Here is a 16983-nt window from a genome sequence, read left to right on the forward strand (position 1 = left end):
CAGATGCCTTGGGTCAACCACAACTACAAGCCCTGAGGATCCCGTGCAGGAGCTGCCGGAGGCTGCGATCTTTTGATCTTTTCAGCAGGCAAATCGTTGCCTGAACTGGCACCAAACATCAAAGGATCGCAGCCTTCGGCAGCTCCTACAGGGGCGGTCGTGTAGCTTTTAGTGCTGCAGAATCTTATTGAGGAAATGCTGCGTACGCTCGGCGCGGGCGTTGATGTCACCGAAGAACTCTTCTTTCCTGCAGTCTTCGATGATCTTGCCCTGGTCCATGAAGATCACCCGGTCCGCCACTTTGCGGGCAAAGCCCATTTCGTGGGTTACGCACATCATGGTCATGCCTTCGTGAGCCAGCTGCACCATCACGTCGAGTACTTCGTTGACCATCTCCGGGTCCAGCGCCGAGGTCGGTTCGTCGAACAGCATGACGATCGGGTCCATCGCCAGCGCGCGGGCAATCGCCACACGCTGTTGCTGACCACCGGAGAGTTGCCCTGGATGCTTTTTGGCGTGGGCCGAAAGACCAACGCGTTCGAGCAGTTGCAGGGCTTTCTTGGAGGCTTCTTCCTTGCTCCGACCCAGCACCTTGATCTGTGCGATGGTCAGGTTTTCCATGATGCTCAGGTGCGGGAAAAGTTCGAAATGCTGGAACACCATGCCGACCCGCGAACGCAGTTTTGGCAGATCGGTTTTCGGGTCGGCGATGGAGGTGCCGTCGACCACAACGTCGCCTTTCTGGAACGGTTCCAGGGCGTTGACGCACTTGATCAAGGTGGATTTGCCGGAGCCGGACGGCCCGCACACCACAATCACTTCGCCTTTTTTGACCTCGGTGCTGCAATCAGTCAGTACCTGGAAGTCGCCATACCACTTGTTGATATTCTTGATAGAGATCATACGGCAAACCTTTTTTGCAGACGCTTGACCAGCTGCGAGGCGGCAAAGCTGATTATAAAATACACCAGACCTGCGAAGACCAGGAACTCATTGGAGCGGCCGATGATGTCGCCACTGGCGCGCGAGGCATTGAGGAAATCCACCAGGCCGACCGCGTAGACCAGCGAGGTGTCCTGGAACAGGATGATGCTCTGTTGCAGCAGCAACGGGGTCATCTTGCGGAACGCTTGCGGCAGGATGATCAGCCGCATCATTTGGCCGTAGCCCATGCCCAACGCCTGGGCAGCGCCCATCTGGCCTTTGGGGATCGACTGCACGCCAGCCCGGACGATTTCGCAGAAGTACGCCGCTTCGAACATCATGAAGGCCACGATGCACGAGGCGAACGCGCCGATCGGGGTGTCTTCGCCAGTGATCCAGCGCAGTACGAACGGCACCGCCAGGTAGAACCAGGTGATGACCAGCAGCAGCGGGATCGAGCGGAAGTAGTTAACGTAGGCGCCGGCAATGTTCGACAGCCACTTGCTGTGGGACAGGCGCATCAGCGCCAGGATCGTGCCGAGGATGATCCCGCCGACGACGCCCATGACCATCAGCTTGAGGGTCATTACCATGCCGTTCCACAGGCCCGGTGTGGCCTGGAGGATTCCACTGAAATCGAATTCCATTATTTACCCCCCAGGGAAATCAGGCCGGGCACCGCGACTTTCTTCTCGACCATGCGCATCAGCAGCATCAGGCCCATGTTCAGCGTGAAGTAGATCAGGGTTGCCAGGGTGAAGGCTTCGAACAGATTGGCGGAGAACTCGGCGGTCTGTTTGGTCTGCGCGAGCAGCTCCATCAGGCCGATCAGCGAGGCCACGGAGGAGTTCTTGAAAACGTTGAGAAATTCCGAGGTGAGCGGTGGAATGATGATCCGGTAGGCCTGGGGCAGCAGCACATTCCAGTAGACCTGTGGCAGCTTGAAACCCATGGCACGGGCGGCTGATTCCTGGCCACGCGGCAGCGCCTGGATACCGGTACGCACTTGTTCGCAAACCCGTGCGGCGGTGAACAGGCCAAGGCAGACGACGACGCTCAGGTAGGCGGAGGTGGTCGGGTTCAGGTCCTGCTTGTACCAGTCCTGCAGGTTTTGCGGCAGCAGATCCGGTACCAGGAAGTACCAGATGAACAGCTGAACCAGCAGCGGCACGTTACGGAAGAGTTCCACGTAGCAGGTCGCGATGCCCGATACGACACGATTCGGTACGGTACGCATGACGCCTAGAATCGAGCCCAGCAGCAGGGCGATGATCCAGGCCACGATGGCGATGGCGATGGTCCAGCCCAAACCGGTGACGTACCAGTCGAGATAGGTCTCGCTGCCCACGCCGGTGGACTTGAAGAACACGCTCCAGTCCCAGTTGTAATTCATTAGGGTCTCCCCTCAGATCGATCGATGTACAAATGCCCGCCAGGGGAAAATCCATTCCCGCCCGACCTTTACGGTCAGGCACACACGAGCGGCTCGACAATCACCGGTTCGAGTGTTTCCAAAAAATGCCAGCAGGGAGTGACCACCTCCTGAAAGGGCAGTGGCCCTCTCAGGAGATAAGGTTAGTCAGAAATCAGGATTTCTTTTCGTCAGCCGCTTTATCGGTCGGATTGGCGATCAGGGCCTTGAGCTCTTCGCTCATCGGGAACATCAGGTTCAGGTTCTTAGGCGGGATTGGCTGCATGAACCACTTTTCGTAGATCTTGTTGATTTCGCCAGACTTGTAGGTCGCGACGATGGCGTCGTCGACGGCTTTCTTGAACGGCTCGTCGCCCTTGCGGACCATGCAGCCGTAGACTTCAAAGGACTGTGGAGTACCGGTCACGACCCAGTCGGCGGGTTTCTTGGCCTTGGCCATTTCACCGGCGAGCAGAGCGTCGTCCATCATGAAGGCAACCGCACGGCCGCTTTCCAGCATCTGGAAGGATTCGCCGTGGTCCTTGGCCGAGATAACGTTCATGCCCATCTGCTTGTCGGCGTTCATCGACTTGAGGATGCGCTCGGACGTGGTGCCGGCGGTGGTCACGACGTTCTTGCCTTTGAGGTCAGGGAAGTCTTTGTATGGCGAATCTTTTTTCGCCAGCAGCTTGGTACCGATTTCGAAGATGCCGACGGAAAAGGCAACTTGCTGCTGACGCTCGACGTTGTTGGTGGTGGAGCCGCACTCGACGTCCACGGTGCCATTCTGCACCAGCGGAATACGGGTTTGCGAGGTGACCAGGTTGTAGTTGACCTTGAGGTCTGGCATGCCCAGGTCTTTCTTGATGGCTTCGACGATTTTCAGCTGGATATCGTGGGAGTAGCCAACCGGTTTGCCGGAAGCGTCCGCGATGTAGGAAAACGGAATGGAAGCGTCACGATGCCCGAGGGTGATGGTGCCGGACTCTTTGATCTTCTTCAGTGTGCCGGTGAGCTCGGCTGCGAAAACTGGAGTGCTGATCAGAGCAACAGCGATAGCTGCGCCCAGAAGCTGGGGAACGATGCGCATCAAATTTTCCTCGACATTGTTTTTATATGGGGCCAGTTCGTTGGCCCTTCTGTACTGCAAATACCTTGAGGCTCCTGATGGGGGGCGCATCAGGCATTCGTCCAAGAGTGTAGAGCATGAGTCGTGCCAGGCCAGGCGTATTTGGTCAAAGCCTTGATTTATCAGGGGATTAAGTATTTATGGCGAAGAAATGGGGTCTGGATAATCCGGTTAACCGAATTGACCGGCAAGTCGCGTTCGGAAAACCGAATGTAAATCCCATGCCTTATACATATCCCCTGTGGGAGCGAGCCTGCTCGCGATGAGGCCAACAGATCCAACATTGATGTTGCCTGACACTCCGCTTTCGCGAGCAGGCTCGCTCCCACATGGATATGTGGTGGATGACAGAATGTAAAAAGCCCCTGAACCGTGAGATTCAGGGGCTTGGCTTTAACCGGATTCCCGATCAGGCCGCTTCGATCTTGCTGCGCTTCTGTACGACCTTGTTCAGGTAATCCTTGAGATTTTCCTGCTCCGCCGGGGTGGTGAACAACCCCAGCTTGCTGCGACGCCACAGAATGTCGTGCGCTGTGGTCGCCCACTCTTCGCTGCACAGGTAATCGACTTCGCGGGTGTAGAGACCGCCGCCGATGTGTTCGCCCAGATCGCTCAGTTTCTGCACGCCTTCGAGCAGGCGCCAGGTGCGGCTGCCATAGGTGGTGGCCCAACGGCTGGCGATTTCGCTCGGCACCCAGTTGAACCGGCTGCGGATGGCCTCGCTCAATGCCTGCGGGGTGGTCATGTCTTCGCCGCCGGGCAGGGTCGATTGCGCGGTCCAGCTCGGCTTGATGTCTTTGAAGAACGGTGCCAGTTGTGCCAGGGCCGATTCGGCCAGTTTGCGATAAGTCGTCAGCTTGCCACCGAACACCGACAACAACGGCGCTTCTGTAGCACTGCCGGACAAGGCCAGGGTGTAGTCGCGGGTCACGGCCGAAGGGTTGTCGGATTCGTCGTTGCACAGTGGGCGAACGCCGGAATAACTGTGCAGGATGTCCTCGCGGCTCAGTCGCTTCTTGAAGTGCGCATTGACCACCTTGAGCAGGTAATCGGTTTCGCCTTCGGTGATCGCCACTTTGGCCGGGTCGCCGGTGTATTCGCGGTCGGTGGTACCAATCAGGGTGAAATGGTTCAGGTACGGAATAGCGAACACGATGCGCTGGTCTTCGTTCTGCAGAATGAAAGCATTCGGCGCGTCATAGAGTTTCGGCACGATCAGGTGGCTGCCCTGGATCAGGCGGATGCCGTACGGCGATTCCAGCTTCAGGTCATCGCGGATGAACTTGGCGACCCACGGGCCGGCCGCATTCACCAGTGCTTTGGCGCGGATCGAGAACAGACTGCCGTCGGTACGTTCCAGGTTCAGCTGCCACATGCCTTTGCTGCGCCGGGCGCTGAGGCAGCGGGTCTGGGTGTGAACGTGAGCGCCTTTTTCGCGGGCTGCCATGGCGTTCAGGACCACCAGGCGGGCGTCATCGACCCAGCAATCGGAGTATTCGAAGCCTTTGCTGATTTCTGCCTTGAGCGGGCTGTCGGCACCGAATTTCACGCTTTTGGAGCCGGCGAGTTTTTCCCGCTTGCCCAGGTGGTCATAAAGGAACAGGCCGGCACGGATCATCCAGGCCGGACGCAGGTGCGGGCGGTGCGGCAGCACGAAACGCATCGGTTTGACGATGTGCGGGGCTTTGGCCAGCAGCACTTCGCGTTCGGCCAAGGCTTCACGCACCAGGCGGAATTCGTAATGTTCGAGATAACGCAGGCCGCCGTGGATCAGCTTGCTGCTGGCCGAAGAGGTGTGGCTGGCCAGGTCGTCCTTCTCGCAAAGGAACACCGACAGGCCGCGACCGGCGGCATCAGCTGCAATCCCTGCACCGTTAATCCCACCACCGATGACGGCGATATCGTAGACCTCGGCGATAGGGGGCGTAGGCAAGGTAGAAGTGGGCATCGGCTGGCCTCGGGGTTCTTTATAATATTTGAATTCGAACATTAGTGTTCATTTTCGAAAATAGTAGCGCATAAAGACGGGCGCGGCCAGCCAAGTTCGATTGAAAATACTGATCGAAGAGCATCAAAAGGAAAATTTTCGAACATTTAGAGTGATTTAGAGGGATTTGGAGGTATGAGGTTTTTGTGGCGAGGGAGCTTGCTCCCGCTGGGGTGCGCAGCAGCCCTAAAACCTGCAATCGAGATCTTTCAGGGAGAACGCATAGGCCGTCTTACGACTGCTTCGCAGCCGAGCGGGAGCAAGCTCCCTCGCCACAAGGGAGCATGCCCGGTCTAGAGCGTTAAACCACTTCCAACCGAATCTTGTGCTGACTCAAAAGTTGCGCCAGCGCCGGCACGGGTGGCTGATCGGTCACCAGGCAATCGATCAGGCTGATCGGTCCCAGGCGAACCATGGCGTTGCGTCCGAATTTACTGGAGTCGGCCGCCAGTATCACTTGCCGGGCATTGGCGATGATCGCCTGGGAAACCCGAACTTCCTGATAGTCGAAATCCAGCAGGCTGCCGTCTTCATCGATGCCGCTGATGCCGACCAGGGCGAAGTCGACCTTGAACTGGTTGATGAAGTCGACGCTGGCTTGGCCGACGACCCCGCCGTCGCGGCGTACATTGCCGCCAGCCAGCAGAACTTCGAAATCATCCTTGGCACTGAGGATCGAGGCGACGTGCAGGTTGTTGGTGATCACCTTGAGCTGGGTGTGATTGAGCAGCGCCCGGGCGATGGATTCGGTGGTGGTGCCGATATTAATGAACAGCGAGGCATGATCGGGGATCTGCGCGGCGATGGCTTCGGCGATGCGTTGTTTCTCATCGCGCATTTGATCGGCTCGCATGGCGTAGGCAGTGTTTTCTACGCTCGAATCGTAAGCTGCGCCGCCATGATAGCGACGCAACAGGTTTACTTCCGCCAATTGATTGATATCGCGGCGGATGGTTTGCGGTGTAACGATGAACAGCGTAGCCATTTCCTCAATGCTGACATAGCCGCGTTCGCGGACCAGTTCGAGGATTTGCTGCTGACGGGGAGGCAGATTCATGGGGCTTCCTTGGGGCTGCCGTGCAAAATGCGCCCATGATGCCGCAGGAATCTACTCCCGGCCAGTTACATACAGATACGAGTCCCTGCGCTGGCTTATTTGGCTTCTTCGTGGGGTTCCCAATCTCGGGTGCGGCTCACGGCTTTTAGCCAGCCGGCGTAGAGTTTTTCCTTCTCGGCTTCGGCCAGCTGTGGTTCGAACTCGCGCTCGATCACCGCCTTGCCGCGCAGCTCATCCAGGCTGCCCCAGAAACCGCAGGCCAGACCCGCCAGATAGGCAGCACCCAGCGCCGTGGTTTCACGCATTTGCGGGCGTTCGACGTGAGTGCCGAGAATGTCTGCCTGGAACTGCATCAGGAAGTTGTTCGCCACTGCGCCGCCGTCAACACGCAAAGCTTTGAGGCGTTCGCCGGAGTCCTGTTGCATGGCGTCGAGCACGTCGCGAGTCTGGTAGGCAATCGACTCCAGTGCTGCGCGAATGATGTGATCCACGCGTACGCCGCGGGTCAGGCCGAACAACGCGCCGCGGGCATAGGGGTCCCAGTAGGGAGCGCCCAGGCCGGTGAAGGCCGGGACCAGGTACACGCCATTGCTGTCCTTGACCTTGCCGGCAAAGTATTCGGTGTCATGAGCGTCATTGATGATTTTCAACTCGTCGCGCAGCCACTGTACGGTGGAGCCACCGTTGAACACCGCGCCTTCCAGCGCGTAGGCGACTTCGCCCCGTGGGCCGCAAGCGATAGTGGTGAGCATGCCGTGATTGGATTTCACTGCCTTGTCGCCGGTGTTCATCAATAGGAAGCAGCCAGTGCCATAGGTGTTTTTCGCCTGGCCGGGTTCGACGCACATCTGGCCGAACAGCGCGGCCTGCTGGTCGCCGGCAATGCCCGCAATGGCGATGCCGCTTTTGGTGTGGCCGTAGATTTCCGAGGAGGACTTCACTTCGGGAAGCATCTCGCGCGGGATATCCAGCACTTCCAGCATCTTCGCATCCCACTCCAGGGTGTGGATGTTGAAGAGCATGGTGCGCGAGGCGTTGGTGTAGTCGGTGACGTGGGTCTTGCCACCGGTAAATTTCCAGATCAGCCAGCTGTCGACGGTGCCGAATAGCAGTTCGCCGTTACGGGCGCGTTCACGGCTGCCTTCGACGTTGTCGAGAATCCACTTGAGCTTGGTGCCGGAAAAGTACGGGTCGGTCACCAGGCCAGTGGTTTCGCTGATGTACTGCTCATGACCGTCGCGTTTGAGCTGCTGGCAGATCTCGGTACTGCGTCGGCACTGCCAGACGATCGCGTTGTAGATCGGGCGGCCAGTGGTCTTGTCCCAGACCACGGTGGTTTCACGCTGGTTGGTGATGCCGATGGCGGCCACCTGGTCGTGATGCAGGCCGGCTTGCGCCAGGGCCTCGACCATCACCGCGCTCTGGGTGGCGAAGATTTCCATCGGGTCGTGTTCGACCCAGCCGGGCTGCGGGTAATGCTGGACGAATTCGCGCTGAGCGGTACAGACCACGTTGGCGTCGCGGTCGAAAATGATCGCCCGGGAGCTGGTCGTACCCTGATCGAGGGCAATGATGTAGTTCTTATTCTGAATGTCGGTCATGTCGATTGCCTTGGACTAAATAGGGTTTAAATTCAGCGAGCGTGAAAGCCGCAGGAGGGCAGTGGCGTTCACGCAGCCTGTATCAAGATGCCCGGACCTTGCCGTTGACGAGGTGTTCGACATCCGTTGTAGCAGGTGTGGCGCTGGGTAGATGACGGGCAATCAGCCCGCGATAGGCAGCAGCGCCGAGGCAGGCACCTATGATCGGTGCAAAAATCGGAATCAGGAAGTACGGGATATCGCGCCCGCCGGTGAAGGATATTTCACCCCAGCCGGCGACGAAGGTCATCAGTTTAGGACCGAAATCCCGCGCCGGGTTCATCGCAAAACCGGTCAGCGGACCCATCGCGCTACCGATAACGGCAATCAGCAGGCCGATCAGCAAGGGCGCCAGCGGGCCGCGCGGCAGGCCGTTATTGTCATCGGTCAGGGACATGATCACGCCCATCAGGATTGCGGTGATGATCACCTCGACCAGGAACGCCTGGCCGGTGGACAGGGCGGGATGCGGGTAGGTGGAGAACACCGACGCCAGTTCCAGGCTGGCCTGGGTGCCTCGGATCATGTGATGGGTTTGTTCGTAATCGAAGAACAGGTTGCTGTAAAGCGTGTAAACCAACAACGCCGAGCAAAAGGCTCCGGCGACTTGGGCGAGGATGTAGAACGGCAGTTTGCGCTTTTCAAAGTCGGTGAAAATGCACAGCGCAATACTGACAGCCGGGTTGAGGTGAGCGCCGGAAATGCCGGCGGTCAGGTAGATCGCCATGCTTACGCCGATCCCCCAGATGATGCTGATTTCCCATAAACCAAAGCTGGCACCCGCGACCTTGAGCGCGGCGACGCAGCCGGTACCAAAGAAAATCAATAAGGCAGTGCCCAGGAACTCGGCCATACATTGGCTCGAGAGTGGAGGTTGTTGTAAAGCAGTCGTCATTGAAAACCTCGTTTTTGTTGTTGTGTGGCGCTTCTCGAAATGGTCAGAGCGCGATCTTCTCCAAGGCAAGAATCCCCATCCTTGTCTCGGGTTACTGCTGGTACAGCGCTGTAGCTGGGTAAGCATGTTCAGATTCGAAAAAATATAGACAACAAACGCTTCTGTCAAAGGTCGAAAGTGAACCATCAGTCATATTTTAACTATTAGTCCTGTGAATGATCGCGTTGCAGCTATGACGAAACGTCTGCGATGAGCGGTGTGCTGGCTAATGGGTTCAACCGGTGGACCGCTTGATGACTGCGCAATAGAGCCTTTTGCCTGCTGATGACCTAGAATCCTGGATCAGCGTTTTTCTCCATTGGTCACATCCGGAGCCGCCATGACACCTGCATTGGATTTGTTGAAAAAAGTTCGGGCTGAACATCGAGTGCACAGTTACGAACATGATCCGAAGGCAGCTTCCTACGGCCTGGAGGCCGCAGAAAAGCTCGGGCTCGATCCGGCCCGGGTGTTCAAAACACTGTTGGCCAGCAGCGAAAAGGGTGAATTGTTGGTGGCGGTGGTGCCGGTCGTCGGAAGTCTGGATTTGAAGGCACTGGCCCAAGCGTCGGGAGTCAAGAAGGTCGAGATGGCCGATCCGGCTGCCGCGCAACGGGCGACCGGTTACCTGCTGGGTGGGATCAGCCCGTTGGGGCAGAAGAAGCGGTTGCGGACTTTCGTCGATAACAGCGCGCAAACCTTCGCCAGTATTTTTGTCAGCGCCGGGCGGCGAGGCCTTGAGGTCGAACTGGCGCCAGTGGTGCTGGCCGAACATACCCAGGCCAGGTTCGCCGATATTGGTCGGGCCTGATGCTTGAGCTGGCGCTGTATGGCGTAAAGCTAGCCCTGGTCCGTATCCGGGCGCATGCTCGCTGTCGCATATTCAAGGAGAGGAATAGTCATGCAACTTGAGTTTCATCAGGTCGACGCGTTCAGCGAGCGGCCATTCAGTGGCAACCCGGCAATGGTCTATCGACTCGATGCGTGGCTCGCCGATGAACTGATGCAGAAAATCGCCGCCGAGCACAATCTGGCCGAAACCGCTTTTCTGGTGCGCGAAGGCCAGGGCTGGCATATCCGCTGGTTCACACCCACAACTGAGGTGCCACTCTGTGGGCATGCCACGCTGGCCAGTGCCCACGTCTTGTTCGAGGTGTATCAGGAGCAGGTCGAGCAACTGGACTTCATCAGCAAGTCCGGCCCGTTGAGCGTCAGCAAGGAAGGTGATCGGCTGTGGCTGGATTTCCCGGCGATGGTGCCTAGCGAGGTGGGCGTGACGCTGGATGTGGAGCGGGCGCTGGGTCTGGAAGTGGTGGATGTATTAGGTTCCAACGAGTTGTTCGTGGTCCTGGAGTCGGAGCAGGCCGTGCTTGATTGCAAGCCGGACATGGCCGCTTTGGCAAAGCTGCCTTGGCCCGGTGCGATCGTTACGGCGCGAGGCAGCCGGCATGATTTTGTCTCGCGCTATTTCGCCCCGGCAATCGGGATAGATGAAGACCCGGTGACCGGTTCGACCCATTGCAGCCTGATCCCCTACTGGTCGCGACGCTTGGGCAAGACGAGCCTTACGGCGTATCAATGTTCGGCGCGGGGCGGGGAGTTGTTCTGCCGACTGGAAGGGAGTCGGGTGAAGATCGGCGGCAATGCGACGCTGGTGGCCAGTGGGAAGTTGATGTTGGGGTAGCTGATCGCACCGCCTCACCTGTAGGAGCGAGCTTGCTCGCGATGGACTCAAGGGCGGCGCGTTTATTCAGAAAACACGCGTCATCGTTAACGTCCATCGCGAGCAAGCTCGCTCCTACAAGGGGGGTATCTCAGCTGGCGGCGCTGTACCGGCGAACCCCGGAATCCGCGGGTGGAATCTGCGCTGCCGTGCTGCCGGACGCCTGGAACAACACCAGATGCTCTGCCGCCACGCGAATGCCGACATCGGCACCCACCAGATGATCGGCATGGCTCGGGAAGATCGACTCCAGCAGGCTGCCGGTTGGTAACTGCAGGCGATACAAGGTCGAAGCACCGAGGAAGGTCTTGCCGATGATCCGCGCTTTCAGCTCGCTGTCCGGCGCATAGACGATATCGTCCGGACGCAGCAACACGTCGACAGCGCAGCCAATCGGCCAAGTGTAGGCGCGATTGCCGAGCAGTACACCGAGTTCGGTCTGCACCGATTCCGGGGTCTGCAACTGGCCGCGAATGAAATAACCCTGGCCGATGAAGCTCGCGACAAAGGGCGTAAACGGCTCGTGGTAGAGGTTGTAGGGTGTGTCCCACTGCTCCAGTCGACCTTCCTTGAACACGCCGACATGATCGCTGACGGCAAAGGCTTCTTCCTGGTCATGGGTCACCAGGATCGCGCTGGTACCACGCAGCTTGAGAATGTCCCGCACCTCATGACTGAGCTTGCGGCGAAGTTCGCCATCGAGGTTGGAAAAGGGTTCATCGAGCAGCAGCAATTGCGGTTCCGGCGCCAGGGCCCGAGCCAGTGCGACACGCTGCTGCTGGCCGCCCGATAACTCGTGAGGAAAGCGCTTGCCGAGGGTTTTCAGGTTGACCAGTTCGAGCAACTCTGCGGTCACGCGGTCCTTTTGCGGATGCTTGCGGATCCCGAAGGCGATGTTCTCGGCCACGCTCAGGTGCGGAAACAGCGCGTAGTCCTGGAACACCATGCCGATCCGCCGCTTCTCGGGCGCCAGGGTGAAACCGGCACTGGAGATGACTTCACCGGCCAGCGTGATTTCCCCTTCGTGCACCGGCTCGAAACCGGCAATCGCCCGCAGGGTGGTGGTCTTGCCGCAACCGGACGAACCGAGCAGGCAACCGATATCTCCGGCGTTGAGGTGCAGGTTGAGGTTCTGTACGACCCGCTGGTTGTGGTATCCGCACGCCAGGTTGCGCAGGTTAAGCAGTAGTGGCTGGCTCATGCGTGGTGGTACGCCGGCTCGACCAGGAACTCAAGTAGGGCTTTTTGTGCGTGAAGACGGTTTTCCGCCTGGTCCCAAGCGACGGAGCGCGGGTCGTCGAGCAGGTCGAGGCTGATTTCTTCGCCTCGGTGGGCGGGCAGGCAATGCATGAACAGCACGTCCGGCGCAGCCAGGTCGAGCAGGGCACGAGTTACCTGGAAGGGGGCGAACATGGCCAGGCGCTTGGCGGTTTCCTCTTCCTGGCCCATGGAGGTCCAGACGTCGGTGCTCACCAAGTGGGCGCCGCGCACGGCGTCCTGCGGATCACGGACGATAGTCACCCGATCGCCGGCCTTGGCCACGAACTCCGGATTCGGCTCGAAACCTGGGGGGCAGGCGATACGCAGCTGGAAGTCGAACTGAATGGCCGCTTCAATATAGCTGTTGCACATGTTGTTGCCGTCGCCGATCCAGGCCACGGTCTTTCCTTGAATCGAACCGCGGTGTTCGAGGAAAGTTTGCATGTCGGCCAGCAACTGGCACGGATGCAGGTCATCGGACAGGCCATTGATCACCGGCACGCGGGAGTTGGCAGCGAATTCGGTCAGGGTGCTGTGGGCAAAGGTACGGATCATCACCGCGTCGAGCATGCTCGACATGACGATGGCGCCGTCGCCGATCGGCTCGCCACGGCCTAGCTGGGTATCACGGGGCGAGAGGAAGATCGCCTGGCCACCCAGCTGGATCATGCCGGCTTCGAACGAGATCCGGGTACGGGTCGAGGACTTCTCGAAAATCATCCCCAGGACGCGGTTTTTCAATGGCTCGAACAGTACGCCGCGATTACGCAGGTCCTTCAGCTCGATGCCGCGACGAATCACGCTGACCAGCTCTTCGGGCGTGCAATCCATCAGGGAGAGAAAGTGCCTTGCGCTCATCATTAACTACCTTTTTGCAACAGACCGCAGATACTCAAAGCCTTGTTTGATTGAAACGGGCGAGACCTGCGGCGAAAGCCGCGCGGGGCGACGAAATAGGGGAAGGCGCGATCTTATAATTAAATGTCGCGTCTTACCAATAGGGCTACAGTGCTTAGGGGAGGTCAGAGGGGCTACGAGGATGTCGCGGTAGCGCTTTTGAAGCCTGTTTCCTTACAGTAGCCCGTCATTTGTACACTGCCCTCGCGCGCCTTGGCAATCGAACGGCGCGGACAAAGCAGCCAGACGGTCGGTTTTCGACTCGTCAGCCGAGGCTTTTGCGCGCTGGATCTACTGGGCACACCCAATGCAAACATTTGCTGATATAAGCTGTTGGTCTATAAAGGTCTCACGAAGTGAAACAGGGAGTTTCTGCAATGGAAGCAAAAGAACAGCAATTGATGGAACTACTGGGGCACACGGCACGTTCCCTGACCCACCTGACCGCCTCCATGACCTCGATGTCCTTCGAGTTGCTGCGCAGTGAAGACGGCGTAACCCGGGCCGCGGGTCGACGCATGATCGATCGCATGGCGACCATCAGTTCCGGGCTCGACGAGCACTGGCGACTGATCGGCGAACTCACCGGGGTTCATGTGGCTCATGAGCAGATCGAAACCATTGAGGAACTCCAGTCGCAGCGTTCGCCCGGGCCGCCACTGAGCTAAACCTTGGCGGGTCGACATTGGTTGGCCTGATGCCCTTCGATTCACAAGACGAACGTCGCTGGCGCAGCGGCCGGTCTGGCACCATAGTTTTGTTCCCGCAACCTCGCTGGTTGCCCCGAATAAAATAGAGACTGGCCATGACCAAGACTCTCCACCACCGTGCCTGCCATCTGTGTGAAGCCATTTGCGGCTTGACCATCGAAACCACTGCGGTCGACGGCGCTGGCGTGCAGATCACCTCGATCAAGGGTGATCCGCAGGACAGCTTCAGCCGCGGTCATATCTGTCCCAAGGCGGTAGCGCTGCAGGATATCCAGAACGATCCGGACCGCCTGCGCCAGCCCATGCTCAGGGTGGGCAGCGAGTGGCAGCCGATCGAATGGGATGCCGCGTTTGCCTTGGTCGCCGAGCGCCTTGCGGTGATTCAGGAGCGTCATGGACAAAACTCCGTGGCGGTCTATCAGGGCAATCCCAGCGTGCATAACTATGGGCTCATGACCCACAGCAATTACTTTCTCGGCCTGCTGAAAACCCGCAACCGCTATTCCGCCACGTCGGTCGACCAGCTGCCTCATCACCTGAGCAGTTACCTGATGTACGGCCACGGCTTTTTGCTGCCGATTCCGGACATCGATCACACCGACTTCATGCTGATCCTGGGAGGCAATCCGTTAGCCTCCAACGGCAGCATCATGACCGTGCCGGATGTGGAGAAGCGCTTGAAAGCGATCCAGGCGCGGGGCGGCAAGGTGGTTGTAGTGGATCCGCGGCGTAGCGAAACAGCAGCGATTGCCGATCAGCATATATTTGTTCGCCCGGGTGGCGATGCGGCGCTGTTGTTCGGATTGCTCAACACCTTGTTCGCTGAAGGCCTGACTCGCGAGAGCCATTTGCCGGTGGATGGCGTTGATGAGGTGCGCCTGGCGATCGCAGCGTTCAGTGCCGAAGCGATGAGCCCGCTCTGTGCCGTGCCGGCCGAGCAGATCCGCCAGTTGGCGCGGGATTTCGCAGCGGCGGACACAGCTGTCTGCTATGGCCGGATGGGGGTTTCCACCCAGTCGTTCGGCACCCTGTGCCACTGGCTGGTGCAGTTGATCAATCTGCTGACCGGCAATCTCGACCGGGTGGGCGGTGCCTTGTGCACTGAGCCGGCGGTGGATCTGGTGGCTTCCACTTCGGGCGGGCATTTCAATCTCTGGCAAAGCCGGGTCTCGGGGCGTCCGGAGTATGGCGGTGAGTTACCGGTGTCGGCCCTTGCCGAAGAAATGCTGACCGAAGGGGAAGGGCAGGTACGCGCACTGATCACCGTGGCCGGCAACCCGGTGCTGTCGACGCCCAATGGTCGGCAACTGGAGCAGGCGCTGGACGGGCTGGAGTTCATGCTCAGCATTGACCTGTACATCAATGAAACAACCCGTTACGCCGACCTGATCCTGCCGTCGACTTCGGCGCTGGAGAATGATCACTACGACACCACCTTCAATATGTTCGCGGTGCGTAACGTCACTCGCTTCAATCGGGCGATTCTGGCCAAGCCTGAAGGCGCATTGCACGACTGGGAGATATTTGTCGGCCTCGCTCAGGCCTTCGCCGCGAAGACTGGCAAAGAGCTCAAGCCGACCATTGCCCCGGCGAAAATGATCGATCGCGGGCTGCGTGCGGGCCTGTATGGCGATGCTTCGGCGCATAAGCTGTCGGTCGCAACCTTGTTCGACCATCCTCACGGGATCGATCTGGGGCCGCTCAAGGCCAATCTCGGGTCGCGTTTGAAGACCGCCAATCAGCGCATCCAGGCAGCGCCAGCGGCGATTCTGGCGGACCTGGCGCGGTTTGCCGCGTTGCAGGCGCCAATGGCTGATGAGTTGGTGATGATCGGTCGTCGACATGTGCGCAGCAATAACTCCTGGATGCATAACTATCACCGCCTGGTGAAAGGCAAGCCGCGTCACCAATTGTTGATGCACCCTGAGGATCTGGCCAGCCGCGGTCTCAACGATGGGCAGCGGGTGCGTGTCAGCTCACGAGTCGGCGCCATCGAAGTCGAGGTGCTGGCCAGCGTTGAAATGATGCCCGGAGTGGTCAGCCTGCCCCATGGTTGGGGGCATGCGCGGCCCGGTGTGCAAATGGGGATCGCCAGCGGCCAGCCGGGTGCCAGCGCCAATGACCTGACGGATGAGTTGCAAATCGATGAGCTGTCGGGCAATGCGGCGTTGAACGGGGTACCGGTCAAGGTAGCGGCAGCCTGATCGCTATGGAGTAAAATGCGCGATAGTGCATCTCTATCGGGGAGACCGAGCATGGCGCTCGGCTTTCCGTTACAATGCGCCACCGTGCCGACAACTGAGTCGGAAAGTTCAGCCGAGGTGCTCCATGGATATCATCGAAACTATTAAAGAGCAGATTGCCAACAACACCATTCTGCTTTACATGAAAGGCTCGCCGAATGCCCCACAATGTGGCTTCTCCGCGAAAGCCGCTCAGGCCGTCATGGGCTGTGGTGAGAAGTTCGCTTACGTGGACATCCTGCAGAACCCGGAAATCCGCGCCAACCTGCCAAAGTACGCCAACTGGCCAACCTTCCCGCAACTGTGGGTTGGTGGTGAGCTGGTCGGCGGTAGCGATATCATGACTGAAATGGCCGCTGACGGTTCATTGCAGGCCACGATCAAAGCGGCTGTCGAAAAAGCCGCAGCAAACAAGACCGAAGCCTGAATCCCGCCGCAGCTTCTCCCGTAGGAGCTGCCGCAGGCTGCGATCTTTTGATCTTGACGATGTAAAAAAAGCCCCGCCTCTCGAAAGAGGGCGGGGCTTTTTATTGCATCGGGACTTTTGCCGTATCGAGATCAGGGCGCCAGTTTATTCGCCCATCTGCGATTGCAGGTAGTTCTCAAGACCGACTTTATCGATCAGGCCCAGTTGGGTTTCCAGCCAGTCGATATGTTCTTCTTCGGATTCGAGAATGTCTTCCAACAGTTCACGGCTGCCGAAGTCGCCAGTCTTTTCACAATGCGCGATGGCAACCTTGAGGTCGGCGTGGCCGGCTTTTTCGATGCGCAGGTCACACTCAAGCATTTCCTTGGTGTGTTCACCGATCTGCAGCTTGCCGAGGTCTTGTACGTTCGGCAGGCCTTCGAGAAACAGGATGCGCTTGATCAGCTTGTCGGCATGCTTCATTTCGTCGATGGATTCGTGATATTCGTGCTTGCCGAGCTTGGCCAGGCCCCAATCTTCATACATACGCGCATGCAGGAAGTATTGATTGATCGCGACCAGCTCATTGGCAAGAATCTTGTTGAGATGCTGGATGACTTTAACGTCGCCTTTCATGATGGGAATCCTGCCCTATATTCGCG

At 58.6% G+C, this 16983-nt stretch carries 16 protein-coding genes; 5 read left to right on the forward strand and 11 right to left on the reverse strand.

Going from position 1 to position 16983, the window contains the following annotated elements; genetic code table 11:
- Positions 1-168: 168 nt before the first annotated feature.
- The 8 genes from ACA064_RS05710 to ACA064_RS05745 all read right to left on the reverse strand — a co-directional run bounded on the left by ACA064_RS05710 (position 169) and on the right by ACA064_RS05745 (position 9043).
- Positions 169-903, reverse strand: a complete 735-nt coding sequence (locus ACA064_RS05710) for an amino acid ABC transporter ATP-binding protein (RefSeq protein ID WP_497672513.1) — start codon at positions 901-903, stop codon at positions 169-171.
- Positions 900-1571: an amino acid ABC transporter permease gene (locus tag ACA064_RS05715; protein WP_497672514.1), complete on the reverse strand. Its 672-nt coding sequence runs from the start codon at positions 1569-1571 to the stop codon at positions 900-902. The genes ACA064_RS05710 and ACA064_RS05715 overlap by 4 nt, the downstream gene beginning before the upstream one ends.
- Positions 1571-2317 (reverse strand): amino acid ABC transporter permease, encoded by a 747-nt coding sequence (locus ACA064_RS05720; RefSeq protein ID WP_497672515.1) that lies wholly within the window; start codon positions 2315-2317, stop codon positions 1571-1573. The genes ACA064_RS05715 and ACA064_RS05720 overlap by 1 nt, the downstream gene beginning before the upstream one ends.
- A 193-nt stretch (positions 2318-2510) precedes the next feature.
- Positions 2511-3425 (reverse strand): glutamate/aspartate ABC transporter substrate-binding protein, encoded by a 915-nt coding sequence (locus tag ACA064_RS05725; protein WP_497672516.1) that lies wholly within the window; start codon positions 3423-3425, stop codon positions 2511-2513.
- 448 nt (positions 3426-3873) lie between these two features.
- Positions 3874-5412 carry a glycerol-3-phosphate dehydrogenase gene (glpD, locus tag ACA064_RS05730; protein WP_497672517.1) on the reverse strand — a complete coding sequence of 513 codons (1539 nt, stop codon included), beginning with the start codon at positions 5410-5412 and terminating at the stop codon, positions 3874-3876.
- A gap of 340 nt (positions 5413-5752) precedes the next feature.
- The gene (locus tag ACA064_RS05735; protein WP_497672518.1) at positions 5753-6508 is read right to left on the reverse strand and encodes a DeoR/GlpR family transcriptional regulator; all 756 of its coding nucleotides are present in this window, start codon (positions 6506-6508) and stop codon (positions 5753-5755) included.
- A gap of 95 nt (positions 6509-6603) precedes the next feature.
- Positions 6604-8109, reverse strand: coding sequence for a glycerol kinase GlpK (gene glpK, locus ACA064_RS05740; RefSeq protein ID WP_497672519.1), 1506 nt, complete (start codon positions 8107-8109; stop codon positions 6604-6606).
- Positions 8110-8191: 82 nt separating this feature from the next.
- Positions 8192-9043, reverse strand: coding sequence for an MIP/aquaporin family protein (locus ACA064_RS05745; RefSeq protein WP_497672520.1), 852 nt, complete (start codon positions 9041-9043; stop codon positions 8192-8194).
- A gap of 379 nt (positions 9044-9422) precedes the next feature.
- Between ACA064_RS05745 and ybaK the strand changes: the two genes are divergently transcribed.
- The gene (ybaK, locus tag ACA064_RS05750; protein WP_497672521.1) at positions 9423-9893 is read left to right on the forward strand and encodes a Cys-tRNA(Pro) deacylase; all 471 of its coding nucleotides are present in this window, start codon (positions 9423-9425) and stop codon (positions 9891-9893) included.
- A gap of 90 nt (positions 9894-9983) precedes the next feature.
- On the forward strand, positions 9984-10766 hold the full coding sequence (locus ACA064_RS05755; RefSeq protein WP_497672522.1) for a PhzF family phenazine biosynthesis protein: 783 nt from the start codon (positions 9984-9986) through the stop codon (positions 10764-10766).
- 130 nt (positions 10767-10896) lie between these two features.
- Here the strand turns inward: ACA064_RS05755 and ACA064_RS05760 are convergent, their stop codons facing one another.
- Positions 10897-12006 (reverse strand): ABC transporter ATP-binding protein, encoded by a 1110-nt coding sequence (locus ACA064_RS05760; protein ID WP_497672523.1) that lies wholly within the window; start codon positions 12004-12006, stop codon positions 10897-10899.
- Positions 12003-12923 (reverse strand): ornithine carbamoyltransferase, encoded by a 921-nt coding sequence (argF, locus tag ACA064_RS05765; protein ID WP_497674176.1) that lies wholly within the window; start codon positions 12921-12923, stop codon positions 12003-12005. Before argF ends, ACA064_RS05760 begins: the two co-directional genes overlap by 4 nt.
- Positions 12924-13339: 416 nt before the next feature.
- Between argF and plzR the strand changes: the two genes are divergently transcribed.
- The 3 genes from plzR (at position 13340) to grxD (ending at position 16342) form a co-directional block, all read left to right on the forward strand.
- A complete protein-coding gene (gene plzR / locus ACA064_RS05770) occupies positions 13340-13630 on the forward strand; it encodes a PlzR type 4 pili assembly inhibitor (protein WP_497672524.1) in 291 nt (96 codons plus the stop codon).
- A 137-nt stretch (positions 13631-13767) separates the two neighbouring features.
- Entirely contained in the window at positions 13768-15876 is a 2109-nt protein-coding gene (locus tag ACA064_RS05775) for a molybdopterin oxidoreductase family protein (protein WP_497672525.1), read from the forward strand.
- A 124-nt stretch (positions 15877-16000) separates the two neighbouring features.
- Complete coding sequence (grxD, locus tag ACA064_RS05780; protein WP_150643657.1) at positions 16001-16342, forward strand: Grx4 family monothiol glutaredoxin; 342 nt, start codon at positions 16001-16003, stop codon at positions 16340-16342.
- A 144-nt stretch (positions 16343-16486) separates the two neighbouring features.
- Here the strand turns inward: grxD and bfr are convergent, their stop codons facing one another.
- Entirely contained in the window at positions 16487-16957 is a 471-nt protein-coding gene (gene bfr / locus ACA064_RS05785; RefSeq protein WP_497672526.1) for a bacterioferritin, read from the reverse strand.
- Between the last annotated feature and the right edge of the window lie 26 nt (positions 16958-16983).

It is taken from the genome of Pseudomonas sp. LBUM1658 (genome assembly GCF_059716055.1).

Bases quoted from the DNA above. Each gene is read 5' to 3' on its own strand.
- ACA064_RS05735 (WP_497672518.1), bottom strand. From the start codon at position 6,508: ATGAATCTGCCTCCCCGTCAGCAGCAAATCCTCGAACTGGTCCGCGAA.
- ACA064_RS05755 (WP_497672522.1), top strand. From the start codon at position 9,984: ATGCAACTTGAGTTTCATCAGGTCGACGCGTTCAGCGAGCGGCCATTC.
- ACA064_RS05715 (WP_497672514.1), bottom strand. From the start codon at position 1,571: ATGGAATTCGATTTCAGTGGAATCCTCCAGGCCACACCGGGCCTGTGG.
- plzR (WP_497672524.1), top strand. From the start codon at position 13,340: ATGGAAGCAAAAGAACAGCAATTGATGGAACTACTGGGGCACACGGCA.
- argF (WP_497674176.1), bottom strand. From the start codon at position 12,923: ATGAGCGCAAGGCACTTTCTCTCCCTGATGGATTGCACGCCCGAAGAG.
- ACA064_RS05760 (WP_497672523.1), bottom strand. From the start codon at position 12,006: ATGAGCCAGCCACTACTGCTTAACCTGCGCAACCTGGCGTGCGGATAC.
- bfr (WP_497672526.1), bottom strand. From the start codon at position 16,957: ATGAAAGGCGACGTTAAAGTCATCCAGCATCTCAACAAGATTCTTGCC.
- ACA064_RS05710 (WP_497672513.1), bottom strand. From the start codon at position 903: ATGATCTCTATCAAGAATATCAACAAGTGGTATGGCGACTTCCAGGTA.
- grxD (WP_150643657.1), top strand. From the start codon at position 16,001: ATGGATATCATCGAAACTATTAAAGAGCAGATTGCCAACAACACCATT.
- glpK (WP_497672519.1), bottom strand. From the start codon at position 8,109: ATGACCGACATTCAGAATAAGAACTACATCATTGCCCTCGATCAGGGT.
- ybaK (WP_497672521.1), top strand. From the start codon at position 9,423: ATGACACCTGCATTGGATTTGTTGAAAAAAGTTCGGGCTGAACATCGA.
- ACA064_RS05745 (WP_497672520.1), bottom strand. From the start codon at position 9,043: ATGACGACTGCTTTACAACAACCTCCACTCTCGAGCCAATGTATGGCC.
- ACA064_RS05725 (WP_497672516.1), bottom strand. From the start codon at position 3,425: ATGCGCATCGTTCCCCAGCTTCTGGGCGCAGCTATCGCTGTTGCTCTG.
- ACA064_RS05720 (WP_497672515.1), bottom strand. From the start codon at position 2,317: ATGAATTACAACTGGGACTGGAGCGTGTTCTTCAAGTCCACCGGCGTG.
- glpD (WP_497672517.1), bottom strand. From the start codon at position 5,412: ATGCCCACTTCTACCTTGCCTACGCCCCCTATCGCCGAGGTCTACGAT.
- ACA064_RS05775 (WP_497672525.1), top strand. From the start codon at position 13,768: ATGACCAAGACTCTCCACCACCGTGCCTGCCATCTGTGTGAAGCCATT.